The organism is Neorhizobium sp. JUb45, from assembly GCF_004343585.1.
Taxonomy (GTDB): domain Bacteria; phylum Pseudomonadota; class Alphaproteobacteria; order Rhizobiales; family Rhizobiaceae; genus Neorhizobium.
Map to the genome: position 1 here is coordinate 1,177,507 of NZ_SLYW01000001.1, position 23,697 is coordinate 1,201,203.

Genomic DNA, 23,697 nt, shown 5'->3' on the forward strand with positions numbered 1-23,697 from the left:
GATAAGGGCGTCACGAAAGGCGAGGCGGGCCGCGCGCAAGGGCGAGGACCGTAAACTGTGAAAGCTGCTGCTGGCGGGCGGCGATCTTGCCGCGCCAGGCATCAAACGGGTGGGCGAGTGGGCTGGAGGACGGAAGGATGCCGTCGACCGTGCCCTGCCACGGGGATTGATGTTTTTCCGAAATAGCCGTCGCCACCGCCACACGCGGCTGTTCGCGATTGGCGAGCTGCAACGTGTTGTCGCCGCCTTCGCTATCGAACAGCTGGCGGCATTGCTGCAGCATGGAATTGGCTGTCTGGAAACCCGATCCGGAAAAGGCCGCGATCAGCAGAAAGGCGACAAGCGCCGGCCAGCGCGTCAGAATGGCTAAACCATCCGCGCGAAAGGACCGTGCAGCCTTTCTCGTCTCGTGCATTCAAGCTCCGCTAGCGCTGTAGGGCATCCAGTTGCGGCGACTGTTTAACTTTTGGGTAAAGAAGGGTCAATCGCCAATCAATCCCGCAGTGCAACGGTTGCGGCATAATACCGTGATCTTATGCCGGGCTGGCGTTTGCCAAGGCTGCAAATGCCTTGTGCGAAAACACCGAAAGCGGCTGCGGCAGATCGGACAGGTCGAACCAGCCCATTTCGGAGAGCTTTTCCGGTTCGGTCAGCTGGGCTTCGCCGGAAAAGTCGCGGGCGACATAGATCATCGAGATCCAGTGCTGGCGATCGGCGGCGATGATTTCCTCAAGTGTGCAGAGAAAATCGACGGCGCCGATGGAAAGGCCGGTTTCTTCCTCGGCCTCGCGGCGGGCGGCTTCAGAGGAATGCTCCATCTGATCGACCTTGCCGCCGACGATATTCCAGTGCCCGGCTTCCGGCGCCTTGACGCGCCGGTAAAGCAAAACCCTGCCGTCGGCGCGCTGAATGATCAGACCGCAGCCGACGCCGGGGAAATTGATGCCGGGGAGTGCCGTCATGACAGACGGATCAGGCCTTGCCGGCGATCAGCATGAAGGCCGGGATGTCGTCGCCGAAACCGACCGGTGTCGGGCCGTCATCGTGGTCACGGTGATGGCGCTGGCGGCGCTGGTCGCGACCGTCGTCGTTTGCCGGATACGGGCGCGCATTGCGAGACCCGTTCTGCTGCCTGCGGGTATCTTGCTTGGGCTCGGCGTTCACGACTTCTGTCCTTGTGGTTTCCGCGACGGGGGCGGGTTCTTTTGGCTGGCTGACTACGACAGTATCGACCGGCTTGGTGTCATCCGAATGACTGGACGATCCGCGACGGCTGCTGCTGTCGCGATCGCGGCCACGGTCTCTGCCGCGATCCTTGTCACCACGGCCCTTGTCGCGGCCCCTGCGACCCTTGTCGCCGCTCTCGAAACTCTCCATCGGGGCTCCGAGCTCCGACAGATCGCCGGAAAGCCATTCGATCTTTTCGTTGATCAGCTTCTCGATCGCATCGAGATACTTCGAATCGGACTTGGTGACCAGCGTGAAAGCCTTGCCGGAGCGGCCGGCGCGACCAGTACGGCCGATACGGTGGACATAGTCTTCCGCATGGATCGGCACGTCGAAATTGAAGACGTGGCTGACGTCAGGAATGTCCAGGCCGCGTGCAGCAACGTCGGACGCGACGAGCAGCGTGATCTGGTTATCCTTAAAGCCCTGCAGCATGGCCGTGCGCGAACGCTGGTCCATGTCGCCATGCAGTGCGCCGACGGAAAAACCGTGGCGTTCCAGCGAACGGAACAGATCGGCGACATCCTTCTTGCGGTTGCAGAAGATGATGGCGTTCTTCAGTTCGTCCTGCGCCTTGATGAGATCGCGCAGTACGGAGCGCTTCTCGTAATCCTTGTTGTGCGATGCGACGATGCGCTGCGTGATCGTCTTCGTCGTCGAAGACGGCTTGGCAACTTCGACGCGTTCCGGATTTTGCAGGAAGCGGTCGGCCAGCTTCTGGATTTCCGGCGGCATGGTGGCCGAGAAGAACAGCGTCTGGCGCGTGAACGGGATCATCTTGGCGATGCGTTCGATATCCGGGATGAAACCCATGTCGAGCATGCGGTCGGCTTCGTCGATGACGAAAACCTCAACGCCGGTCATCAGCAGCTTACCACGCTCGCAATGGTCGAGCAGGCGGCCGGGTGTGCAGATCAGCACGTCGGCGCCGCGCTCAAGCTTGCGGTCCTGCTCGTCGAATGACACGCCACCGATCAGCAGGGCGACGTTGAGCTTGTGGTTCTTGCCGTATTTTTCGAAATTCTCGGCGACCTGTGCCGCGAGTTCGCGGGTCGGCTCAAGAATCAGTGTGCGCGGCATGCGGGCGCGTGCCCGGCCCTTTTCGAGCAGGGTCAGCATCGGCAATACGAAGGATGCCGTCTTACCGGTACCCGTCTGGGCGATGCCGAGGATATCGCGACGCTGCAGCGCCGGCGGAATGGCACCCGCCTGGATAGGCGTGGGCGTGGTGTAGCCCGCGTCGGTTACAGCGGAAAGGACTTTCTGGCTCAGGCCAAGATCAGCAAATGTCGTCAAAGGGAGGTTGTTTCCCGTTCCGGTTCGGTGCGAACACGTGTGAGTCGGGTCTTAGTCCTGCCCGACGATGGGGCCACATAAAATCAAAAAGACGTCAAGTCAAGAAATGCGACCATAAGGCGGCGATGTTAGTGAACAAAACGGTGACTTGTCACGCACATGTGCGAGCAAAGCCTTCCCGCAACGGCCGCATAACTGGCAATCGTCAGTTTCAAGCTCAGTTCATGTAGGTGGTGAGTTTCAGGCCGGCATTGAGGAAATGGATGGGATTGACCGCCTCGCCATTGCGGCGAACCTCGTAGTGTACATGCGGGCCGGTGGCGCGCCCTGTAGCACCGGCGCGGCCGATGGTCTGCCCGGTGGCAATCGTCTGGCCTTCATGGACCAGAATGCGCGACAGGTGGCCGAAACGTGTGGTGATGCCCTGGCCATGGTCGATTTCGACGAGATTGCCGTAACCGGCGGCCGGTCCGGCAGTGATGACCTTGCCGGCACCTGTTGCCTTGACGGGCAAGCCGGTTTCGGCCTGAAAATCAATGCCGCCGTGGAAGGCCAGACGACCAAGGAAGGGATCGGGACGATTGCCGAATCGGCTGGTGATGCCCTGGCCGGGCGCCGGATTGCCATAGGGCAGGGCAAGTGCCGTCTCGCGGACGGTTTCCAGCCGGCTGAGTGCCGAATCGAGTTCATCAAGCGAGGCGTTGAAGCGGTCGAATTTCATCGGCTCGACAAACGGGCCGCCAATGCCGCCCTTTACCTCGCCGCCTTTCATGTCGCCGGTGCGCAGGCCGGGGGTCTCCAGTGTCTGGGCCTCGCCGCGCCTGTCGGAAACATCGACGCCGGTGCGGCGCATGATTTGCGTCATCGTATCTGCCGTCTTCGACGCGCCGGCCGTCAGGCCTTCGATGGTCTTCAACTGCTCGCTTTCGATGCCTTTCAGCGACAATGTCACTTTGGAAAAGATGCGGTCGGCGCGGTCGGCCATGTTTTCGCCGTTGCCGGCATAGGCAAGCGCTGAGGTCGGTGGCGCGATGGAGGAGGTGGTCAGGCCTGCCTGGCGATCGATTGCGTCAGCGGCCGTCTCTTTTCCCTGAGATGCCGGTGCTGCGGAGACGCCTGCCTCTTCGGCACGTTCCAGCAGCGAACCGAGCTTGCCGTTGCGCGAAAACAGCGCCGTCTGCTGGCGCAGCAGTTTTTCCACCTTCTGTTCCACCAGTTGCTGGTCGAGTAACTGGCGCGAGGTCACACGATCGAGCTGGGCGCGCAGGGAGGAAATGCGGTCTTCATAGTCGTGCTGGATGCGGGCTTGGCGGGCCATGGTCGCGCCGATCAGATCGTCCCGCATGACGAGATAGGCTGTGGCGCCAAGATAACCAAGGGCGAAAAGGCCGATCGTGCCTGCGACCAGACCGGTCATCCAGGGGCGGATGACCATGTGGCGGACCTTGTCGCCGGAGGCGAGGACAAGAACGTGCTGCGTGGCACGTTTTCCAAACACTCTGTTTTCGCCTGCGTCGGCCAAGATTCGTCTCCCGGATTGCGACTCGTTTGCTGGTCGCTCGGCATGCCGGGATTACACAATGTTAGGGTTAATGAATGCTTTACGGGGTGCGCAGCGGAATTACCCGGAACTATTTGTAGGTGAAGCCAACTGACTGTCCGATATTGCCTATTAGGATTGGCTTGTGGAGGTGAGGGAACGGTAGAAGGATGGCGTCAGCCCGGCTTCGGCGCGGGCGACGTCGTTAAAGGGCGGCTTCAGCGCGCCACGAAAATTGGCGCAGACCAGGTCCTTGAACGTCGCGGCCGGGTCCTTGCGCTCGCGGGCACACAGGAAGCGGAACCATTTCGCGCCGATTGCCACATGGCCTTTCTCGTCGTTGTAGATCACGTCGAGCACGGCGGCGGTCTCGTGATCGCCGGTCTGGCGCATCTTGGCCTGCAAGGATGGCGTCACATCGAGGCCGCGCGCTTCCAGTATGAGCGGCACGACTGCAAGACGGGCCGTCAGGTCATTGCGTGTGGAGTGGGCTGCCTGCCAGAGGCCGTCATGGGCAGGCATGTCGCCGTAATCGGCTCCCAGCTCGTTGAGGCGGGCGCGGACCATGCGAAAATGTTTCGCTTCCTCAAATGCCACCTGCATCCAGCCATCGAAAAACGAATGCGGTACCGGCTCGCTGGCAAAACGGGCGACGATATCGAGTGCGAGATCGACCGCATTGAGTTCGATATGGGCGATGGAATGCAGGAGTGCGATCCGGCCGTTGACGGTGTGCAGCGAACGTTTTTCGACCGCGCGCGGCGGCACCAGTTCAGGCTTTTCAGGGCGGCCGGGCCGCAGCGGCAAAGGCGGGTCGAGGGGAGAACGCAGAGAGAGGCGGCGTTCGAACCAGCGCGTGGCGGTTTCCTGCGCCAACAGCGTCTTGCGATCGAGATCGGCAGAGAGAATTGCCTCGGTGGCGCCGCCCCGCAGGGAGCCGGGATTGAGCGGAGCCGCTTCGGTCTGCTTGCCGTTCGCCATTGAAGGTTCTCCCTGCCTTGATCCGCCTTACGTAGCGGAAAGCGCCCGCGCCGCTGCCAGAACTTCCTCTGCGTGACCCTTGACCTTCACCTTGGGCCAGATCTGGCGGAGAATGCCGTCGGCCCCGATCAGGAATGTCGAGCGCTCGATGCCCATATAGGAGCGGCCATACATGCTCTTTTCCTTCCAGGCGCCGTAAGCGTTCGCCGCGACTTGGTCCGTATCGGCGGCGAGGATGAGTGAGAGCGAATGTTTTGCGATAAACTTTTCGTGCTTGGCGACCGTATCCGGCGAAACGCCGATGACGACAGTGCCGGTTTTTTCAAATTCGGCGGCCAAGCTCGTAAAATCAATGGCTTCGGGCGTGCAGCCGCTCGTATCGTCCTTCGGATAGAAATACAGAACGACGGTTTTTCCCTTCAAATCTGCCAGGGAAACGGTGCCGCCGCCGTCACGTGGCAGGGCAAAAGCGGGTGCAGGCTGACCAATTGCGAGTTCAGACATGAATTTCCTTTCTTTCGCCCCACCAAGGGGTGATTGTTGCCGCATTCGATATATATTGGCGGCGGCTGCGTCCAGCAGGGGTATGGGCGCATTTTCGATTCGTTCCGGAGCATTATGGCGGAGATACGCGGAGAAAAGGTGCGGTTCAGCCGCAAGGACATCGTTTCCTTGCACGAATTGCCCTCGGCCCAGGTGGATGATCCGATCATCGTGCATTGCCCGCCGCCACAACGTCGCCGGGCACGCCGGCTGACGCGTTTCTGCGTGTCTTTTCTGCTGTTCCTTACCGTTGCTTTTGGACTGGTGCTGGCGGCGATCGAGACGGGTACGATCGATGGCGCGCTGGAACGGCAGGCACAATCGGCGCTGAACGGCGCGATCGGCCCACGTTATCAAGCGACGGTCGGTTCCACCGCCATCCGCATCGACAACACATGGCGTATTGCGCTGGAGGCCCGCGATGTGGATCTGGTCGAGGTTGCGACCGGCAAACACCTGACCAGGCTCGGCGCCATGCGCATGGCGGTCGATCCGCTGGCGCTTTTGTCGGGTACGCTGACGGTGCGGCACATGGAGGCGGAAAATATCAGTCTCGATACGGCCGTCCTGCCGGCAGGGGACCCGCTCGATCCCGCCAATCTCCGCGTCGATGACCTGCCGCCCGCCTTGGAACAGGTTTTTCAACGTCTGGACGAAGCGCGTGGGTTGATCGAGCGCACCGGCACCGGTTCGATGACCATTTCAGGTTTCGAGGTGCGTTTTCCGCCGGCGCGCGATGGCAAGATTTCTGTCCTGAAGGTGGAAACACTGCAATTGACCCGCACGCCGGACGGGCTGGTGCGTGTGGAAGGCGCGCTCGAACTTGACGGGCGCGTAGCGCAGCTGGATATCAAGGCGACAGCCGTCAACAATGTGACGACCGGCCTGCAGGGGCGGGTCAGCGGCGTAGAAGTGACACCCTTCCTGCTGCAGCATGCACCGGACGGCAGTCCACGCGAGGGACTGGAAGGTTCGCTCGATCTCGACATTTCCGCAAGCCGCCAGACGGAAACGACGACACAGGCCATCAAGGCCTCGCTGCTGGGCCGTCCGGGCATGTTCTATTTCGATGGTGTCGGGCAGGCGCTGTCGGGCGCCGAGATCAATATCGCTTACAATTTTGCCAAGCAGTCGATCGAGATCTTGCCGTCGGAAGCGCGGCTGGGGCCAACCGTGCTGCCGATCAGCGGTGCGGTCGTCGATCTTGACCGGCTGAACGCCGATGACAAACGTCCGGGCGTGGGGCTCGATCTGCTGGTCCGCGGCGCGCGGGCGCAGTCGGAAAATTCCGGCGAGGAAAAGGTTGTGTTCGACCTCAAGGCCGGCGGGCGTTATCTCTCCGGCGAAAGACGGCTGGAAATCGATCAGTTGCTGGTTTCCAGTCCGATGGGGCAGATGGCCGGCTCGCTGCAGCTGAGCCTGCATGGGCAGGTGTCGCCGGAAATCAGCTTTGGCGCGCAATTGCCGGAGATGAAGGTGGCGGCGGTCAAGCAGCTGTGGCCATTCTGGATGGCGCGCAAGCCGCGCGACTGGGTGATGGCCAACATGTTTGGCGGCGATATCACCAACGGCTCGATTGCTGTCTTCATTCCTGCCGGGCGCATGAAAGGCCCCGGCATGCCGCTCAATCTCAACGGCGACGAGTTGCGCATCAGTTTCGATATTGCCGGAAACCGGCTGAATCTGCCCGGAGAGATTCCGCCACTGAAGGAGCTTGGCGGACATTTCGACCTCACCGGCGAAAAACTTTCCGTCAAGATCGCCAAGGCCAATGCGACGTTTGCATCCGGGCGGGTGGTCAATGTCGACGGCGGCACGTTCACCATTCCGCAGACCTATACCAAGCCGCTGATGGCAGACCTCGACATAAAGGTTGCCGGCAAGGCCGACGCCATTGCGGAACTGGCAAGCGCCAAGCCTGTGAATGGGCTGAGAGGCACCGGTCTCGCCGTCGACGATTTTTCCGGCAAGGCATCGGCCGATGTCCAGGCGCGATTCGGGCTGATTTCGGATCAAGGCCCGCCCAAGCCTGTCTTCAAGGCGCAGGTGGCATTGACCGATGTCGATCTCGCCCGGCCGATGGAAGGCCACAAAATCACCAGTGTCGATGGCAAGCTCGATATCGATCCGCAGGCGGCGCGTCTGGAGGCGAAAGGCGCGATCGATGCGGTTCCGGCGGAAATTTCGCTGGTGGAGCCGGTCGACAAGAACTCTCCGGTCAAGCGCGAGCGGGTGATCACAGCGTCGTTGAGCAACGACCAGCGGGAAAAGCTCGTACCGGGCCTTTCGGACATCATCGACGGCACCGTGTCGGTGGAGCTTTCGCGGATCGACGACAAGCGTCAGGGCGTGAAACTCGATCTTGGCCGGGCAGCGCTGTCCATCCCCTATGTGGGCTGGACCAAGGGCAGCGGCATTGCCGCCAAGGCGACATTCGAGGTCTCCAAGACGGACAGCCGTACGGATATCGAAAAATTCGTGCTCGATGGCGATGGTTTTGGCGCCAGAGGCGATCTCAGCCTGTCCGGCAGTCAGCTTTCCGCGGCCAGTTTTTCCAGCATGAACCTCTCGCCCTCCGACAATTTTGCGGTATCGCTCAAACAGAGCAAGGGTGTCTACGATATCAGCGTGAGCGGAGAGACTGCCGATCTGCGGCCGGTGATCAGCCGCATGCGCAATTCCACCGATGGCGGCAAGTCGGACAAGCCGTCCGAAGGTGGTGCAACGGTGCGGCTGAAATTGTCGAGGCTGATCGGCTTCAATGACGAGGCGATCCGTAACGCCTCGCTGCAATTGACGATCCGCGAAGGTGACGTCAAGCGGCTCGATCTGTCAGGCGTGACCAATAACGGCCAGGCGGTGGTTGGCGAAACCCGCAGCGGTAACGGCCGTGACATCATCTCGCTGACGAGCGGCGATGCCGGTTCGCTGGCACGTTTTGCCGATCTTTATTCGCACATGCGCGGCGGGCTGCTGAACCTGCAATTCGAAACCGAAACCGGCAGTGACTGGAACGGTTCGGTCGATGTCCGCAATTTCAATGTCGTCAACGAGCAGCGGTTGCAATCGATGGTCAGTACGCCATCGGGCGAGGGCGGACGCAGCCTGAACTCTGCCGTCAAAGGCAATGTCGATATCAGTTCGTCGAAATTCCAGCGCGGCTTTGCTCGGATGGCCTATCGCAACGGCACGATGGTGCTCGATAACGGTCTGGTGCGGGGCGAGAATATCGGTGCGACCTTCCAGGGCGTCGTCAAGGATGCGCGCGGCAACATGGATATGACGGGGACGTTCATGCCGGCCTACGGCTTGAACCGCCTGTTTGGCGAACTGCCGTTGTTCGGTGCCATTCTCGGCAATGGCCGCGACCGCGGCCTGCTCGGCATCACCTTCAAGCTCACCGGTAAATTTGCCAAGCCTGACCTGACGGTCAACCCGCTGTCGATCATCGCGCCGGGCGTATTCAGGCAGATTTTCGAGTTCCAGTAAGCGTCAGAAAAAGAGTTAGACATGAAAGCCATATTGCTTGCATCGGTCCTATTCGTCACCTCCGTATTGCCCCTTCACGCGGAAAGACTTGAAGTGTTCAGCGCCGAGGTGAAAGGCGATTCGCAGAACGGCTCACATGGCGTAGTGGTTCGTTTTTCACCTGCTGCTGGCCAGATCCTCGAACGCCTGACGAGGGAGAATATCGGTCGCACCGTGCATCTGGAGTTGAATGGCCGGGCTGTTCTTTCGCCGAAGGTGACCGCCCCCATCACCAATCGCTACATTTTCCTGTCCGATCTTAGTGCGGATCTCGCCGAGAGGCTCGCATCGGATATCATGAAGGCCGGCGCCATCGAGATGATCGTGCCGGGACCGGCGCCTGCCCAGCAATAAAAAGGGCCGCGCGATGCGGCCCTTAGACTGTGAACAGACGGCTTAAAGATATCAGGCCGGGCGCACGAGAATGTGCTTCTTCTTGCCGAGCGACAGCTTGATCACGCCGTCACCGGTAACTTCGCCGGTGCCGATGACCTTGCGCTCATCCGAAATCGCCACATCGTTGATGCGCACGGCACCGCCCTGAACGTGACGGCGGGCTTCGCCGTTCGAGGCAGCCAGACCGGCCTTGACGATCAGCGCGAGCAGGCCGATGCCGGCTTCGAGTTCGCCGGTCGCCACATCGATCGACGGCAGGTTGTCGGCAAGCGCGCCTTCCTCGAACGTCTTGCGGGCGGTTTCGGCAGCCTGTTCGGCATTGTCGCGGCCGTGCAGCATGGCAGTGACTTCGGTCGCGAGGATCTTCTTGACCTCGTTGATCTCGGAGCCGCCAAGTGCCGAGAGGCGAGCGATCTCATCCATCGGCAACGTGGTGTAGAGTTTCAGGAAGCGCGAAACGTCGGCATCCTCGGTGTTGCGCCAGTACTGCCAGAAATCGTAGGCCGACAGCATGTCCGGATTGAGCCAGACAGCACCGTTCAGCGACTTGCCCATCTTGGCGCCGGACGAGGTGGTCAGGAGCGGCGAGGTGAGCGCGTAAAGCTGCGGCGTACCCATGCGGTGGCCAAGGTCGATACCGTTGATGATATTGCCCCACTGGTCCGAACCACCCATCTGCAGGCGGCAGTCGTAGCGCTTGTTCAGCTCGACGAAATCGTAGGCCTGCAGGATCATGTAGTTGAATTCAAGGAAGGACAGCGACTGCTCGCGATCAAGGCGCGTCTTGACGCTGTCGAAGGACAGCATGCGGTTGACCGAGAAGTGACGGCCGACATCGCGCAGGAATTCGAGGTAATTGATCTCGCGCAGCCAGTCGCCGTTGTTGATCATCAGCGCGTCCTTCTTCCCTTCGCCGTAGCTGAGGTAGTTGGAGAACACGCGCTTGATGGAGGCGATGTTGCTTTCGATCGTGTCGACCGTCATCAGCTGGCGGGCATCGTCCTTGAAGGATGGATCGCCGACCATGCCGGTGCCGCCGCCCATCAGCGAGATCGGGCGATGGCCGGTCTGCTGCATCCAATGCAGCATCATGATCTGGATGAGACCGCCGGCATGAAGGGAAGGCGCCGTCGGATCGAAGCCGATATAGGCCGTCACGATTTCCTTGGCGAACAGTTCGTCGAGACCCGCCTCGTCGGAGATCTGGTGAATGAAGCCGCGCTCGTCGAGCGTGCGGAGGAAATCGGACTTGAACCTGGACATCTTTTTTCTCTGTGGATGTGTTTTTTGTCTGCGAGGCGGCATCTAGCATCGTTTTTCCGCATAATCACTTCAAAAGTGATTCTGGATGGCATCAATGACTGAGATGAAAACCGCAATCGGGCTGATGAGCGGCACGTCGATGGACGGGATCGATGTGGCACTGCTGCGCACCGATGGCGAAAACCGGGTGGAGCGCGGGCCGAGTTATTATGTGCCCTACGATCCCGCCTTGCGCGAACGCTGGAAACGCGCGCTGGAGGTGGCGAAGGCGATCACCGAGCGGACGCAGAGACCGGAAGATCTCGGTGTAAGCGAGCGGATGCTGACGCTTTGCCATGCGGCGGCGGTCAAATCGTTTCTGGGGCGAAACGACTTGGAGGCGACGGATATCGATCTTGTCGGTTTTCATGGTCAGACGGTGCTGCATCGGCCTGACGATGCGCTGACGGTGCAGATCGGCGATGGCCAATTGCTGGCGGACGAGATCGGCATCGACGTGGTTTTCGACATGCGCGCAAATGACATGGTGTTTGGCGGACAGGGCGCGCCGCTGATCCCGGTCTATCATGCAGCGCTTTCCGCCAACCTGCCGGATGCTTGCGAGCCGCCGGTGGTGTTCGTGAATATCGGCGGCATTTCCAACCTGACATTCGTCGGGCGCGACGGCACGCTGTCCGCCTTCGACAGTGGTCCCGGCAATATGCTGATCGACCAATGGGTGGAGGCGCATGGCGGCGGGGCCTACGACAAGGGCGGCCGCATCGCCGCGTCCGGCAAGGTCGTGCAGGCGCTAGCAGGCCAATATCTGGAAAGCCCGTTCTTTTCCGGCAATATTCGCCGTTCGCTGGACCGTGGTGACTTTATGCCACCAAAACCGGGAGACGCGTCGCTGGTCGATGGCGCACGCACGCTGGCGCATGTCACGGCTGCCGCCATCCTCAAATCGGCGAGCCATCTGCCGGAACCACCAAAAACCTATGTGGTCTGCGGTGGCGGGCGCCTGAATGGCGTGATCATGCGGGAGTTCTCCGATCTGGCGGCAGTACAGGGGGCAAACGTTGTTGCAGCGGAAGCGGCGGGTTTCGACGGCGGCGCGATGGAAGCTGAGGCCTGGGCCTATCTGGCGGTACGCTCGCTGCGTGGCCTGCCATTGACGTTTCCGGGCACGACGGGTGTCGAGAAACCGGTCAGCGGCGGAATTCTGTGCAGGACGCGTCTATAATACGTTTTCATATTTAGACGTTCATGCAATTCTGGGATGCGCGTAAACGCCTCCTGCCGGGCGCCGCTTTTTTGATTGATCGTTTTATGTCTGCTGCCGTGTTCTTTCTGGCGGTGAATTTTCTCATCGCCATTTGTTTCAGTGCCGTTTTTGCCGTCGTCTCGGTATATAGCCGCTCGCGCCTTGCTGCGCAGTTTTTCTCCGCAGGATTTGCCGTCGCCTCGCTGACAGCCATCTGCGAACTCGGCGTCGCCTACAGCACCATACCGGTGCCATGGGCGATCGGCGTGTACGGCACGGTTCTGGCCGGCTTGGTTTTCCTGCAGATGGGGATTGCTGCCCTATATGGAAGGCCGGTCCCGATACCGGTCGCGGTCATCACGTTTCTGGCGGGGATGACGGCCTATCTGGTCATTATCGACGTCCCGCCCGGCAGCCTGTTGCACGGGCTTGCCTATCAGGGACCCTACGCGCTGGTGATGCTGGCGGCATCGGCGAGCGTCTTCATGTCCAACCGGCGGCTTGCAATCGATCGGGCACTGGCCTTCCTGCTGCTCTTCACCGGTCTGCATTTTTTCGTGAAAGCCTGGCTCGCCGTGACCATCGGAGCCGGCAATACTGCCAGGGATTATGTCTCGACCAACTATGCGGTGATTTCGCAAAGCCTGACTGCAGTGGCGATCGTAGCCGTGGGTCTGATGCTGCTCGCGGTTCTGGCGCTGGAAATCATGGCAGAGGAGCGTGATCACGCCGAGCGCGACAGCCTGTCCGGACTGTCCAATCGGCGCGGCTTTGAAAAGGGCGTGCGGCTGGCCATGCTGGGTAACGGCAATCGCCGCCATGCATTGATTCTCTGCGACCTCGATCACTTCAAATCGATCAACGACACCCATGGTCATCACGGTGGCGACATGGTGATCCGTTCATTTGGCGGCATGTTACGAAGCCATGCCGGCGCAGGTGCCATTGTCGGGCGCATCGGCGGTGAGGAATTCGCCGTGTTCCTGCCCAATACGCCGCCGACTGTTGCGGTCGTTGTCGCCGAAACCTTGCGCACCGGCGTCAAAACCATGGTCATAGCCGGCATGCCTGCGGATTTTATCGTCACCGCCAGCTTTGGTGTGGCCGGCATTTCCTTGCAGGAGAGCCTGGAAGAGGCGATGCGCAAGGCAGATGCCGCGCTTTATGATGCGAAACGTTCCGGGCGCGATTGTGTGCGGCAGGCCGCAGAAGCCCCGGCTGAGCCGTTCGATGGCCGCAACGGTCTGCATGTGGTCAAATAAGACTGCATTAACCTGATGGCGGCTGGAGATGGCGCCGCAGCGGTGTTCTTAAGATCAGGTAGGGTTCACCCAGCGGATGCTTTCCGTTGGCGAGGAAAACGTGATGGCCTTTAACATTTTGTTTTCACTGGGACCCTAATCTGCGGCCCACGATCCGCTTTACATCCGCCCATTCCATTCGATTGATCCCTGATGTCTGCTGCCGCGATATTTCTGGTGGTGAATTTTATCATCGGCCTATGTTTTAGCGCCGTATTCTCAGTCGTATCCATTTACAGCCGCTGGCGCTCTGCCGCTCTGCTGTTCTCAGCCGGCCTTTTCATCGCTTCGCTCACCATGCTCTCGGAGCTGGCTGTTGCCTATGCCGACAATCCAAGGCCTTGGTCCCTTGCCGTTTACGGCACCGTGCTGGCCGGACTGGTTCTGTTGCACTGGGGCGTTTCGGTGCTTTACGGCAGGCGTTTTCCCATATGGGTCGCCATTGTGACATTCCTTGCCGGCATGGCTGCCTATCTTCTAATCCGCGACGTTCCGCGGTCCTGGTGGGGTTACGGTTTTGCGTATCAGGGGCCTTATGCACTGGTGACGTTTTCAGCGGCCATCAACGTCGTCCTGTCGCAGCGCAAAACGGCGATGGACAGGGCGCTTGCCATCGTGCTCGCGCTGAGCGGTCTGCATTTCTTCCTCAAGGCGGTGCTGGCAGCCATAATGGGGCCAGGAGCGACGCCGAGCGTCTACATATCCACCCATTATGCGGTCCTGTCGCAAAGCATTACGGCGGTGTTGATCGTATCTGTCGGCCTGATGCTTCTGGCCGTGCTGACGCTCGACATCATGGCGGTCGAGAGAGGGCGTGCAGAACGCGACAGCCTATCCGGCCTTGCCAATCGCAGGGGCTTTGAAAAGGCCACGAAACGAGCGATGGAACAGGCTGGCGAACGTCAGCATGCTGTCATTCTTTGCGACCTCGATCACTTCAAATCGATCAACGACACCTATGGGCACCACGCCGGCGATATGGTCATCCGCGCATTTGGAACGATGATCGGGGCGCAGGCCGGGGCCGGTTCTATTGTCGGGCGCATCGGCGGTGAGGAGTTTGCAGTTTTTCTGCCTGATACATCGCCGGCAATCGCTGTCGCCGTGGCCGAAACGTTGAGGGTTGGCGCCCGCAAGATGATGGTTCCCGGTCTTCCCGGTGGCTTTGTCGTGACGGCCAGTTTTGGCGTCGCCGCCTTGTCGCCAAGGAGCGATCTGGACTTTGCCCTGCGTCAGGCCGATGCAGCCTTGTACGATGCCAAGCGCGGCGGCCGCGATTGTGTTCATCAGGCACCTGGGCTTGCGGCTTGATTGCCGACCGCGTTTGAGGCCGCCTGAAACGCAAACGGCCGCCCGAAAGGCGGCCGCTTAATTGTCAATGTGACCTATCCGTTTAGCGGATGCGCTTTGCTGCCGGTTCCGGCACCAGTTCGCCATTGAGGCGACGGTCGAGATAATCCTCGCATTCGCCCATCAACGTATCCACCTGGCCGTTGAAGAAGTGGTTTGCACCTTCCACGACCTTGTGGGTGATGAGGATGCCCTTCTGGGTCTTCAGCTTTTCGACGAGGCCGTTGACGTCCTTTTCAGGCGCGACCTTGTCCGAATCGCCATTGATGATCAGGCCGGAAGACGGGCAGGGTGCCAGGAAGGAGAAGTCATAGGTGTTCGGCTGCGGCGCGATCGACATGAAACCTTCGATTTCCGGACGGCGCATCAGAAGCTGCATGCCGATCCAGGCACCGAAGGAATAACCGGCAACCCAACAGCTCTTCGAATCGGGATGCAGGCTCTGCACCCAGTCGAGCGCCGAAGCAGCATCCGACAATTCGCCGGCGCCGTGGTCGAATTCGCCCTGACTACGACCGATCGAACGGAAATTGAACCGGAGTGTCGTGAACCCGCGCTTCTGGAACATGTAGAAGAGCTGGTAGACGATCTGGTTGTTCATCGTGCCGCCGAACTGCGGGTGCGGGTGCAGGATGATGGCGATCGGTGCGCTCTTTTCCTTGGAAGGCTGGTAGCGGCCTTCCAGGCGGCCTGCAGGGCCGTTGAAAATGACTTCGGGCATCGGTACTCCGGTCGGTGTCTCAGGTTTCGAACCGTTTCAGCAGAGCCTAGACTTGACGAAGTCTCTCAGCTTTCCTAAAAACAGTTTAGAACCATTCGAAATTGGGGTATCCATCAAGGTTTGCCCCGGTTGGGTGTCTCATACGGCAAGCCCGGCGAAAATTTCAAGGAAAATGCGCCGTACACTGCCTATCTAGAAACTGAACTGCATCGGACAATGGCCGACCATGGCGCTTCAACGCACATATCTCGACTGGAACGCGACCGCGCCGCTGTGTGAGCCGGCCCGCATGGCCATGCTTGAGGCATTGTCTTTGCCCGGAAATGCGTCTTCCGTGCACGGCGAAGGCCGGGCTGCGCGTGCTGCGCTGGAAAAGGCGCGGCGGTCTGTTGCAGCGCTTGCCGGTGCCGAACCGGCGCATGTGATCTTTACCAGCGGCGCGACCGAGGCCGCCAACCACGTCCTGACCCCGGACTTTCGCATGGGGCGTGCGCCGCTCAACATCGGTGCGCTTTATGTTACGGCGATCGAACATCCGGCCATCCGCGAAGGCGGTCGTTTCGGCGCCGAAAATGTCCATGAAATCCCGGTGACTGCCGCAGGTGTGGTTGATCTGGCGGCGCTCGAGGCGATGCTTGCCGCCCATGACCGCGCAAACGGTCTGCCGATGGTGGCTGTCATGCTGGTGAACAATGAGACCGGTATCGTCCAGCCTGTGGCGGATGCGGCAAAGCTTGCGCATGCGCATGGCGGCCTGATGGTCGTCGATGCCGTGCAGGCGGCCGGGCGTCTGCCGCTTGATATCAACTCGCTGGATGCCGATTTCCTGATCATCTCCTCGCACAAGATCGGCGGCCCGAAGGGTGTCGGCGCGCTGATCACGCGTGGCGAAGTGCTGATGCCGAAACCGCTGATCCGTGGCGGTGGCCAGGAAAAGGGGCATCGTTCCGGAACCGAAAACTTTTTTGCCATCGTTGGTTTTGGTGCAGCAGCAGATGCCGCCGCAGTCGAACTGGATGATCGACGCAGCCGGATGACCGGCTTGCGTGAAAAACTGGAAGCCGGCATGCGGGCTGCTGCGCCCGACGTCATCATTCATGGCGCAGATGTGGAACGCGTCGCCAATACCAGCTTCTTCACGCTGCCGGAACTGAAGTCAGAGACGGGACAGATCGGCTTCGATCTCGAAGGCATTGCGCTTTCGGCCGGATCTGCCTGCTCGTCCGGGCGGGTCGGCGAAAGTCATGTGCTGACGGCGATGGGGCATGATCCAAAGCTCGGTGGCCTGCGTATTTCGCTTGGTCCGACGACGACGGATGCTGATGTCGAACGCGCTATCGCTGCCTTTGCCAAGGTTGCCGGTCGCAGACGCCTTTCGGGGCAGGCGGCATGAGCTAGTTTAGAATGATTTGCGGAAACGCAAATTTTGACCTTGCCAAAAGGTGGGAAATTCCCCTTTTGGCGCTTACATGAGTGCGGAATTCCGCCAAGACGATGACAAGCTGCCGGACCCTTGATTCCGGCCAGATTTGGAGAATGAGATGCCTGCCGTTCAGGAAACAATCGATCAGGTTCGTGGGATCGATATCGACCAGTACAAATACGGTTTCGAAACGATCATCGAAGTCGACAAGGCGCCCAAGGGCCTGTCCGAGGATATCATCCGCTTCATCTCCGCCAAGAAGCAGGAGCCGGAATGGATGCTGGAATGGCGTCTCGACGCCTATCAGCGCTGGCTGACCATGGAAGAGCCGAGCTGGGCGCGCGTCGATTACCCGAAGATCGACTTCAACGATTACTACTACTACGCCGCTCCGAAGAACGTTACGGGTCCGGTTTCGCTGGATGAAGTCGATCCGGAACTGTTGCGCACCTATGAAAAGCTGGGCATTCCGCTGCGTGAGCAGGAAATCCTGGCCGGCGTTCAGAAGTCCAAGGTTGCCGTCGATGCGGTGTTCGACTCGGTTTCGGTCGTCACCACCTTCAAGAAGGAGCTTCAGAAGGCCGGCGTGATCTTCATGTCGATCTCGGAAGCCATCCGCGAACATCCCGACCTGATCAAGAAATATCTCGGCTCGGTCGTGCCGACCACCGACAATTATTATGCGACGCTGAATGCGGCTGTCTTCACCGACGGTTCGTTCGTGTTCGTGCCCAAGGGCGTGCGCTGCCCGATGGAACTGTCGACCTACTTCCGTATCAACGAGAAGAACACCGGCCAGTTCGAACGCACGCTGATCATCTGTGAAGAAGGCGCCTACGTTTCCTATCTGGAAGGCTGCACGGCGCCGCAGCGAGACGAAAACCAGCTGCATGCGGCTGTCGTCGAACTGGTGGCTCTGGACGATGCCGAGATCAAATACTCGACCGTGCAGAACTGGTTCCCGGGCGACAAGGACGGCAAGGGCGGCATCTACAATTTTGTCACCAAGCGTGGCGATTGCCGTGGCGACCGTTCCAAGATTTCCTGGACGCAGGTGGAAACCGGTTCGGCGATCACCTGGAAGTATCCGTCCTGCATCCTGCGTGGTGACGATTCGCGCGGCGAGTTCTACTCGATCGCGGTTTCCAACGGTCACCAGCAGATCGACAGCGGCACCAAGATGATCCATCTCGGCAAGAATACGTCGAGCCGCATCGTTTCCAAGGGTATCGCCGCCGGCGTTTCCCAAAACACCTATCGCGGCCAGGTTTCGGCGCACCGCAAGGCGAGCAATGCCCGCAACTTCACGCAGTGCGACAGTCTTCTGATCGGCGATCGTTGTGGCGCGCATACCGTGCCCTACATCGAGGCAAAGAACTCTTCGGCGCAGTTCGAGCACGAGGCGACCACCTCGAAGATCTCGGAAGACCAGCTGTTCTATTGCCTGCAGCGCGGCATCCCGACCGAAGAGGCGATCGCGCTGATCGTCAACGGTTTCGTGCGGGAAGTCATTCAGGAACTGCCGATGGAATTTGCCGTGGAAGCGCAGAAACTGATCGGCATCTCGCTTGAGGGTAGTGTGGGGTAATGAACGAGAAGGTCGAGAACCTCATTCTGGAACATCTCCGCGTCATGCGCGCGGACATGGCATCCATGAAGGAAGAGTTGAGCGGCATGAGAGCGGAAATGCTGGTGATGCGCCAGCACATGGCTGGATTGCTCGGTTCTCAGGTCCTTCACGATGGGGAACTCGCAACCATCAAAGTTCGCCTCGATAGAATCGAAAAACGGCTGGAACTCAGCGAATAAATTGCGGCTTTGGCCCGCTTCAAACAGACAAGAGATTGACCATGCTTGAGATCAAGAACCTGCACGCCCGTATCGCCGAAGACGGCACCGAAATCATCCGTGGCCTGAACCTCACCGTGAAGGCCGGCGAAGTCGCCGCCATCATGGGCCCGAACGGTTCCGGCAAGTCGACGCTGTCCTACATCCTGTCGGGCCGTTCTGACTATGAAGTCACAGAGGGCGAGATCCTTTATAACGGCGAGAGCATTCTGGAACTTGACCCGGCAGAACGCGCGTCCAAGGGCATCTTTCTTGCCTTCCAGTACCCGGTCGAAATTCCGGGCGTTGCCACCATGCAGTTCCTGAAAGTGGCCATGAACGAGCAGCGCAAGGCGCGTGGCGAAGAAGAACTGACGACGCCGGAATTCATCCGCCGCGTCAAGGAATCCGCTGCCGAGCTGAAGATCAACATGGACATGCTGAAACGTCCGCTCAATGTCGGCTTCTCCGGCGGTGAGAAGAAGCGCGCCGAAATCCTGCAGATGGCGCTGCTGCAACCGCAGCTTTGCGTGCTCGACGAGACCGATTCCGGCCTCGACATCGATGCGCTGAAGATCGTTGCCGATGGCGTCAACGCGCTGAAGTCGCCGGATCGCGCGACCATCGTCATCACCCACTACCAGCGTCTGCTCGACTACATCGTGCCGGATAGCGTCCATGTTCTCTACAAGGGCCAGATCATCCGTTCTGGCGACAAGGAACTGGCGCTGGAACTCGAAGCCAACGGTTATGCCGACATCATCGGCGCAGCAGCCTGATTGGCGGGAGGCAAGAGACCATGAACATCCAGACACAACCCCGCCTCAGCGCGGCCGAAAGCGCGCTGATCGACGCCTATAACGCGTCCTTCGGCGATCTGCCGGGCAATGGCGCCGTTGCCAGCGCGCGTGACCGCCTGCTCGACGACCTGAAGACGAACGGGTTGCCGACACGCCGTATCGAGGCATGGCATTACACCGACCTGAAGACACTGCTGCGTGCGGTTCCGACAGAAACCAGCACGGCCGTGATCGACGCCCAGACGCCTTTCGTAGCCGGTTCGCCGGTACTGGCGGTCCTGCAGGGCAAGATCGATACCAAGGCTTCCGTCGAGGGCGTCGTGGTCGGCGCCTTTGCCGACATGCTGCGCGAAGGCACTGCAGCGCCGGGTCTCTCCGTCATCGACGGTGATGATGCCATCGGCCGCATCAACGGCAGTTTTGTGCGCGACGGTTACGTGCTTGAAGTGCCGGCGGATGCAGAGCTGGAAACCCCGCTCGAAATCCAGGCGATCCACGGCGGCGGTCAGGTGCACACGCGCTTCCCGGTCAGCTTTGGTGCAAACAGCAAGGCAACCGTGATCGAGCGCCATGCGGCGACCGGCGACGGTGCGGCCTTCGTTTCAAGCGTCAGCGACATCTCGATCGGCGACGGCGCCGACGTGACCTGGGTGATCGTGCAGCAGCAGGGCGCCGACGATACGCATCTCGGCCAGATTCGCATCCGTGTGGGCGCTGACGCCAAGCTGAAGCTGTTTGTCATCAATGCCGGCGGCAAGCTGGTTCGCCAGGAACTGCGCATCGACGTGGCCGGCGAGAACGCCGAATTGACACTGCGCGGCGTCAACCTGCTGGGCGGCGATACGCATACGGACGTGACGCTGGTTCTGGCGCATAACGTGCCGAACACCAGCTCGACGGAAGTTTTCCGCAACGTCGTGTTCGACCGTGCCCGCGGTGTATTCCAGGGCATGATCAAGGTCGCGCTCGATGCCCAGAAGACCGACGCGAAAATGTCGTGCAACACGTTGCTTCTGTCCGACGATGCCGACTTTTCGGCCAAGCCGGAGCTGGAAATCTTTGCCGATGACGTGGTCTGCGGTCATGGTGCGACCGTTGCCGATATCGACGACAACCATCTCTATTACCTGATGGCGCGCGGTATTCCGGAAAACAAGGCGCGTGCGATGCTGGTCAATGCCTTCGTCGCCGAGATCGTCGAAGAACTGGAAGACGAGCAGCTGGTGGAAGCGCTGGAAGGCATCATTTCTGCCTGGCTGGTCAAGCACGCCTGATATTTTGGGCGAGGGGGAGCCTGTCTCTCCCTCGTCATGCTCCTTGCCGGGTTCGGCCCGGCGATGGCGCCGGTATAGCGGTGACGCTCTCCGACAAGCATAGAGATTCTGCCGGAATTTCGCCCGTGAGCGAAATCAGAAAGGCTTATCGATGGATCAGATTACCCCGGCCGCTTACGACGTTGACGCCATCAGGCGGGATTTCCCGATCCTGTCGACCATGGTGCACGGCAAGCCGCTCGTCTATCTCGACAACGGCGCATCTGCGCAAAAACCGCAATCGGTGATCGACGCGATCTCCCATTCCTATTTGAACGAATATGCGAACGTGCATCGCGGCCTGCATTATCTCTCGAACGCGGCCACTGACGCCTATGAGGCAGCGCGCGAAAAGGTGCGCAAGTTTCTCAATGCCGGTTCGATCGACGAGATCGTTTTCACCAAAAATTCGACCGAGGCGATCAACACAGTCGCTTACGGTTACGGCATGCCGAAGATTGGCGAGGGTGACGAGATCGTCCTCTCGATCATGGAGCATCACTCCAATATCGTGCCATGGCATTTCATCCGCGAACGCCAGGGTGCAAAGCTGGTGTGGGTACCTGTCGATGACGAAGGCGCTTTCCATATCGAGGCGTTCGAAAAGTCTCTGACGGAAAAGACCAGGCTCGTCGCCATTACGCACATGTCGAATGCGCTTGGCACGGTGGTGCCGATCAAGGAAATCTGCCGGATTGCGCATGAACGCGGCATTCCTGTTCTGGTGGATGGCTCGCAGAGTGCCGTGCATATGCCGATCGATGTGCGTGATCTGGATTGCGACTGGTTCGTGATGACCGGTCACAAGCTTTACGGCCCGTCGGGAATCGGTGTGCTTTACGGCAAGACCGAGCGACTGAAGGAGATGCGTCCGTTCATGGGCGGTGGCGAAATGATCGTCGATGTCGATCAGGATTTTGTCACCTATAACGAGCCGCCTCATCGTTTCGAGGCCGGCACGCCGCCGATCGTGCAGGCGATCGGACTTGGTTACGCGCTGGATTACATGGAGAAGATCGGCCGCGAGGCGATTTCCCGCCACGAGGCGGATCTGACCGCTTATGCGACCGAGCGACTACAGGCAATCAACTCGTTGAAGATCATCGGCAATGCACCGGGCAAGGGCGCCATTTTTTCGTTCGAATTGGCCGGCATTCATGCCCATGACGTTTCGATGGTGATCGACCGCCGTGGTGTTGCGGTGCGGGCCGGCACACATTGTGCTATGCCGCTGTTGAAACGCTTTGGCGTAACCTCCACATGCCGTGCATCTTTTGGCATGTACAATACCCGTGCCGAGGTGGACGCGCTCGCCGATGCGCTCGACTACGCGCGCAATTTCTTTGCCTGAGGATTTTTGAGGCCATGGACCAGGATATACCGAAGTGGGATGCCCGCGAAGGCATCATCGATTCCGCCATTCCCGCGGATGAACTGGAACGACTTTCCGACGACATCATCGCGGCACTGAAAACCGTCTATGATCCGGAAATCCCGGCCGACATTTTTGAGCTCGGGTTGATCTACAAGATCGATATCGAGGACGACCGCATGGTGAAGATCGCCATGACGCTGACGGCACCGGGTTGCCCGGTTGCCGGCGAAATGCCGGGCTGGGTTGAAAATGCTGTCGGCGCGGTTGAAGGCGTGTCGGGCGTCGAGGTGGAAATGACGTTTGATCCGCCGTGGACACCGGAGCGCATGTCGGAAGAGGCGCAGGTGGCTGTCGGATGGTATTGATCGGCTGATTGTCAGCAGTCGACTCATCGACTAAAATTGCGGCAGGAGGCCTTGCAATGGACGATAGCCAGCGAGTTACAGTCGATATCTCCGCAGACTTGATGGCCGCAGTGAAAGAGGCTGTCGATGCCGGCCTCTATACGTCTGCCGATGAAATTATAAACGATGCACTGGCTGTTTGGCATGAAAGCCAAACACAAAATATGCTTTGGGCACCGCCCGGAACTGAATGTTCTGCAGAAGAGCATGACCGTTGGTTCCGTGCGGAAGTTCAGAAGACTTTGGCCGGTCTTGCCGATGGCACGGTCGGCATTGTTGACGATGATGAGCATAAGAAGAGGCGCGACCAACGGCTTGCCATCATCCGAGCCAGAGCTGCGGGATGAGGCACATTCGATGGTCTACTGCTGCGGAAGCAGATTTTGACGAGATCATCACATTTATCGCTGCTGCAAACCACGTTGCGGCGGAAAAAATTGAACAACTGATTGAAGACCGGGTTGATCGCCTGCGCGATTTCCCGAATCTCGGACGCATAGGAAAACCGGAGAATACCCGCGAGCTTCTGATCATTGGTACACCGTATTTCGCCGTATACATATTGGACAGCGATCCGTTGGTTCTCCGTATTTTACATGGAGCGCAGCGCTGGCCACCCACCGATCCGGAATAACCTCCGCTTGTTTTGCAAAAGCGCAAACATTAGATATGACGGCATAACCGTCGGGCCTTGAACCCGGATGTGCAAGGAGAATGAGCCGATGGGCTTTGCAGTGATGACGATGACCGAAGCCGCAGCGGCGCGTGTGAACGCGATCGTTGGCAATTCCGGACCGGATGCCCAAGGCATTCGCGTGGGGATCAAGAAGGGCGGTTGCGCAGGGATGGAATATACCATCGATCTCGTCACCGAGGCGAATGCCAAGGACGATCTGGTCGAATTCGGCGGTGCAAAGGTCTGGATCGAACCGTCTGCGGTTCTTTATCTCCTCGGCACGCAGATGGATTTCGAGCAGACGCAGATGCGCTCGGGCTTCATATTCGTCAACCCGAACCAGACGTCGGCCTGCGGCTGCGGCGAATCGGTGGAGTTGAAGCCGGCCGATCTGGCAGCCTTGGCCAAAAGCCGTGAAGGCCAGGCGTCTGCCGTCTGAGGCCTGTCTCCAATCCGCACGAGATATTTAAAGGGCCATCGCGGCCCTTTT

General features: G+C 59.7%; 23 protein-coding genes. 15 read left to right on the top strand and 8 right to left on the bottom strand.

Features of this window, described 5'->3' with window-relative positions:
- Positions 1–10: 10 nt before the first annotated feature.
- The 6 genes from EDF70_RS05690 to EDF70_RS05715 all read right to left on the bottom strand — a co-directional run bounded on the left by EDF70_RS05690 (position 11) and on the right by EDF70_RS05715 (position 5,548).
- On the bottom strand, positions 11–415 hold the full coding sequence (locus EDF70_RS05690; RefSeq protein ID WP_132272322.1) for a hypothetical protein: 405 nt from the start codon (positions 413–415) through the stop codon (positions 11–13).
- Between the two features lie 118 nt (positions 416–533).
- Positions 534–962: an NUDIX domain-containing protein gene (locus EDF70_RS05695; protein ID WP_132272323.1), complete on the bottom strand. Its 429-nt coding sequence runs from the start codon at positions 960–962 to the stop codon at positions 534–536.
- A 10-nt stretch (positions 963–972) separates the two neighbouring features.
- Positions 973–2,523, bottom strand: a complete 1,551-nt coding sequence (locus EDF70_RS05700) for a DEAD/DEAH box helicase (protein ID WP_132272324.1) — start codon at positions 2,521–2,523, stop codon at positions 973–975.
- Positions 2,524–2,740: 217 nt separating this feature from the next.
- Complete coding sequence (locus tag EDF70_RS05705) at positions 2,741–4,045, bottom strand: M23 family metallopeptidase (RefSeq protein ID WP_132272325.1); 1,305 nt, start codon at positions 4,043–4,045, stop codon at positions 2,741–2,743.
- Between the two features lie 150 nt (positions 4,046–4,195).
- Positions 4,196–5,044 (bottom strand): ferritin-like domain-containing protein, encoded by an 849-nt coding sequence (locus EDF70_RS05710; protein ID WP_132272326.1) that lies wholly within the window; start codon positions 5,042–5,044, stop codon positions 4,196–4,198.
- 27 nt (positions 5,045–5,071) lie between these two features.
- Positions 5,072–5,548: a peroxiredoxin gene (locus EDF70_RS05715; protein ID WP_132272327.1), complete on the bottom strand. Its 477-nt coding sequence runs from the start codon at positions 5,546–5,548 to the stop codon at positions 5,072–5,074.
- A gap of 168 nt (positions 5,549–5,716) precedes the next feature.
- Between EDF70_RS05715 and EDF70_RS05720 the strand changes: the two genes are divergently transcribed.
- Together EDF70_RS05720 and EDF70_RS05725 are read left to right on the top strand one after the other, a co-directional pair.
- A complete protein-coding gene (locus EDF70_RS05720) occupies positions 5,717–9,076 on the top strand; it encodes a DUF3971 domain-containing protein (protein ID WP_348639709.1) in 3,360 nt (1,119 codons plus the stop codon).
- Positions 9,077–9,097: 21 nt separating this feature from the next.
- Positions 9,098–9,469, top strand: a complete 372-nt coding sequence (locus EDF70_RS05725) for a hypothetical protein (protein WP_132272329.1) — start codon at positions 9,098–9,100, stop codon at positions 9,467–9,469.
- A gap of 51 nt (positions 9,470–9,520) precedes the next feature.
- Here EDF70_RS05725 and tyrS read toward each other — a convergent pair whose 3' ends face one another.
- A complete protein-coding gene (gene tyrS, locus EDF70_RS05730; RefSeq protein WP_132272330.1) occupies positions 9,521–10,774 on the bottom strand; it encodes a tyrosine--tRNA ligase in 1,254 nt (417 codons plus the stop codon).
- 94 nt (positions 10,775–10,868) lie between these two features.
- On the opposite strand from tyrS, the gene EDF70_RS05735 reads away from it, so the two are divergent.
- The 3 genes from EDF70_RS05735 to EDF70_RS05745 all read left to right on the top strand — a co-directional run bounded on the left by EDF70_RS05735 (position 10,869) and on the right by EDF70_RS05745 (position 14,629).
- Entirely contained in the window at positions 10,869–11,996 is a 1,128-nt protein-coding gene (locus EDF70_RS05735; protein WP_132272331.1) for an anhydro-N-acetylmuramic acid kinase, read from the top strand.
- An 86-nt stretch (positions 11,997–12,082) separates the two neighbouring features.
- The gene (locus EDF70_RS05740) at positions 12,083–13,279 is read left to right on the top strand and encodes a GGDEF domain-containing protein (protein WP_132272332.1); all 1,197 of its coding nucleotides are present in this window, start codon (positions 12,083–12,085) and stop codon (positions 13,277–13,279) included.
- 192 nt (positions 13,280–13,471) lie between these two features.
- Entirely contained in the window at positions 13,472–14,629 is a 1,158-nt protein-coding gene (locus EDF70_RS05745) for a GGDEF domain-containing protein (protein WP_132272333.1), read from the top strand.
- An 82-nt stretch (positions 14,630–14,711) separates the two neighbouring features.
- On the opposite strand, the gene EDF70_RS05750 is transcribed toward EDF70_RS05745, so the two are convergent.
- Positions 14,712–15,389 carry an alpha/beta hydrolase gene (locus EDF70_RS05750; protein WP_132272334.1) on the bottom strand — a complete coding sequence of 226 codons (678 nt, stop codon included), beginning with the start codon at positions 15,387–15,389 and terminating at the stop codon, positions 14,712–14,714.
- Positions 15,390–15,615: 226 nt separating this feature from the next.
- Between EDF70_RS05750 and EDF70_RS05755 the strand changes: the two genes are divergently transcribed.
- The 10 genes from EDF70_RS05755 to sufA all read left to right on the top strand — a co-directional run bounded on the left by EDF70_RS05755 (position 15,616) and on the right by sufA (position 23,646).
- Positions 15,616–16,782 (top strand): cysteine desulfurase family protein, encoded by a 1,167-nt coding sequence (locus EDF70_RS05755; RefSeq protein ID WP_132272335.1) that lies wholly within the window; start codon positions 15,616–15,618, stop codon positions 16,780–16,782.
- Between the two features lie 148 nt (positions 16,783–16,930).
- Complete coding sequence (gene sufB, locus EDF70_RS05760) at positions 16,931–18,400, top strand: Fe-S cluster assembly protein SufB (protein WP_132272336.1); 1,470 nt, start codon at positions 16,931–16,933, stop codon at positions 18,398–18,400.
- Positions 18,400–18,621: a hypothetical protein gene (locus EDF70_RS05765; protein ID WP_132272337.1), complete on the top strand. Its 222-nt coding sequence runs from the start codon at positions 18,400–18,402 to the stop codon at positions 18,619–18,621. The genes sufB and EDF70_RS05765 overlap by 1 nt, the downstream gene beginning before the upstream one ends.
- A 41-nt stretch (positions 18,622–18,662) precedes the next feature.
- Entirely contained in the window at positions 18,663–19,418 is a 756-nt protein-coding gene (gene sufC, locus EDF70_RS05770; protein ID WP_132272338.1) for a Fe-S cluster assembly ATPase SufC, read from the top strand.
- Positions 19,419–19,438: 20 nt separating this feature from the next.
- On the top strand, positions 19,439–20,713 hold the full coding sequence (gene sufD, locus EDF70_RS05775; protein ID WP_132272339.1) for a Fe-S cluster assembly protein SufD: 1,275 nt from the start codon (positions 19,439–19,441) through the stop codon (positions 20,711–20,713).
- A gap of 151 nt (positions 20,714–20,864) precedes the next feature.
- On the top strand, positions 20,865–22,103 hold the full coding sequence (locus EDF70_RS05780; RefSeq protein WP_132272340.1) for a cysteine desulfurase: 1,239 nt from the start codon (positions 20,865–20,867) through the stop codon (positions 22,101–22,103).
- A gap of 14 nt (positions 22,104–22,117) precedes the next feature.
- Positions 22,118–22,492, top strand: a complete 375-nt coding sequence (locus EDF70_RS05785) for an SUF system Fe-S cluster assembly protein (protein WP_112729364.1) — start codon at positions 22,118–22,120, stop codon at positions 22,490–22,492.
- A 56-nt stretch (positions 22,493–22,548) separates the two neighbouring features.
- Positions 22,549–22,878, top strand: coding sequence for a hypothetical protein (locus tag EDF70_RS05790; RefSeq protein WP_132272341.1), 330 nt, complete (start codon positions 22,549–22,551; stop codon positions 22,876–22,878).
- Positions 22,875–23,165: a type II toxin-antitoxin system RelE/ParE family toxin gene (locus EDF70_RS05795; protein WP_132272342.1), complete on the top strand. Its 291-nt coding sequence runs from the start codon at positions 22,875–22,877 to the stop codon at positions 23,163–23,165. Before EDF70_RS05790 ends, EDF70_RS05795 begins: the two co-directional genes overlap by 4 nt.
- Before the next feature lie 88 nt (positions 23,166–23,253).
- Entirely contained in the window at positions 23,254–23,646 is a 393-nt protein-coding gene (gene sufA, locus EDF70_RS05800; RefSeq protein WP_132272343.1) for a Fe-S cluster assembly scaffold SufA, read from the top strand.
- Positions 23,647–23,697 lie beyond the last annotated feature (51 nt).

Excerpts from the sequence above, each read along its gene's own strand:
- EDF70_RS05690 (WP_132272322.1), bottom strand. The coding sequence starts at position 415 with ATGCACGAGACGAGAAAGGCTGCACGGTCCTTTCGCGCGGATGGTTTA.
- EDF70_RS05695 (WP_132272323.1), bottom strand. The coding sequence starts at position 962 with ATGACGGCACTCCCCGGCATCAATTTCCCCGGCGTCGGCTGCGGTCTG.
- EDF70_RS05710 (WP_132272326.1), bottom strand. The coding sequence starts at position 5,044 with ATGGCGAACGGCAAGCAGACCGAAGCGGCTCCGCTCAATCCCGGCTCC.
- EDF70_RS05715 (WP_132272327.1), bottom strand. The coding sequence starts at position 5,548 with ATGTCTGAACTCGCAATTGGTCAGCCTGCACCCGCTTTTGCCCTGCCA.
- EDF70_RS05725 (WP_132272329.1), top strand. The coding sequence starts at position 9,098 with ATGAAAGCCATATTGCTTGCATCGGTCCTATTCGTCACCTCCGTATTG.
- tyrS (WP_132272330.1), bottom strand. The coding sequence starts at position 10,774 with ATGTCCAGGTTCAAGTCCGATTTCCTCCGCACGCTCGACGAGCGCGGC.
- EDF70_RS05735 (WP_132272331.1), top strand. The coding sequence starts at position 10,869 with ATGACTGAGATGAAAACCGCAATCGGGCTGATGAGCGGCACGTCGATG.
- EDF70_RS05740 (WP_132272332.1), top strand. The coding sequence starts at position 12,083 with ATGTCTGCTGCCGTGTTCTTTCTGGCGGTGAATTTTCTCATCGCCATT.
- EDF70_RS05745 (WP_132272333.1), top strand. The coding sequence starts at position 13,472 with ATGTCTGCTGCCGCGATATTTCTGGTGGTGAATTTTATCATCGGCCTA.
- EDF70_RS05750 (WP_132272334.1), bottom strand. The coding sequence starts at position 15,389 with ATGCCCGAAGTCATTTTCAACGGCCCTGCAGGCCGCCTGGAAGGCCGC.
- EDF70_RS05755 (WP_132272335.1), top strand. The coding sequence starts at position 15,616 with ATGGCGCTTCAACGCACATATCTCGACTGGAACGCGACCGCGCCGCTG.
- sufB (WP_132272336.1), top strand. The coding sequence starts at position 16,931 with ATGCCTGCCGTTCAGGAAACAATCGATCAGGTTCGTGGGATCGATATC.
- EDF70_RS05765 (WP_132272337.1), top strand. The coding sequence starts at position 18,400 with ATGAACGAGAAGGTCGAGAACCTCATTCTGGAACATCTCCGCGTCATG.
- sufC (WP_132272338.1), top strand. The coding sequence starts at position 18,663 with ATGCTTGAGATCAAGAACCTGCACGCCCGTATCGCCGAAGACGGCACC.
- sufD (WP_132272339.1), top strand. The coding sequence starts at position 19,439 with ATGAACATCCAGACACAACCCCGCCTCAGCGCGGCCGAAAGCGCGCTG.
- EDF70_RS05780 (WP_132272340.1), top strand. The coding sequence starts at position 20,865 with ATGGATCAGATTACCCCGGCCGCTTACGACGTTGACGCCATCAGGCGG.
- EDF70_RS05785 (WP_112729364.1), top strand. The coding sequence starts at position 22,118 with ATGGACCAGGATATACCGAAGTGGGATGCCCGCGAAGGCATCATCGAT.
- EDF70_RS05790 (WP_132272341.1), top strand. The coding sequence starts at position 22,549 with ATGGACGATAGCCAGCGAGTTACAGTCGATATCTCCGCAGACTTGATG.
- EDF70_RS05795 (WP_132272342.1), top strand. The coding sequence starts at position 22,875 with ATGAGGCACATTCGATGGTCTACTGCTGCGGAAGCAGATTTTGACGAG.
- sufA (WP_132272343.1), top strand. The coding sequence starts at position 23,254 with ATGGGCTTTGCAGTGATGACGATGACCGAAGCCGCAGCGGCGCGTGTG.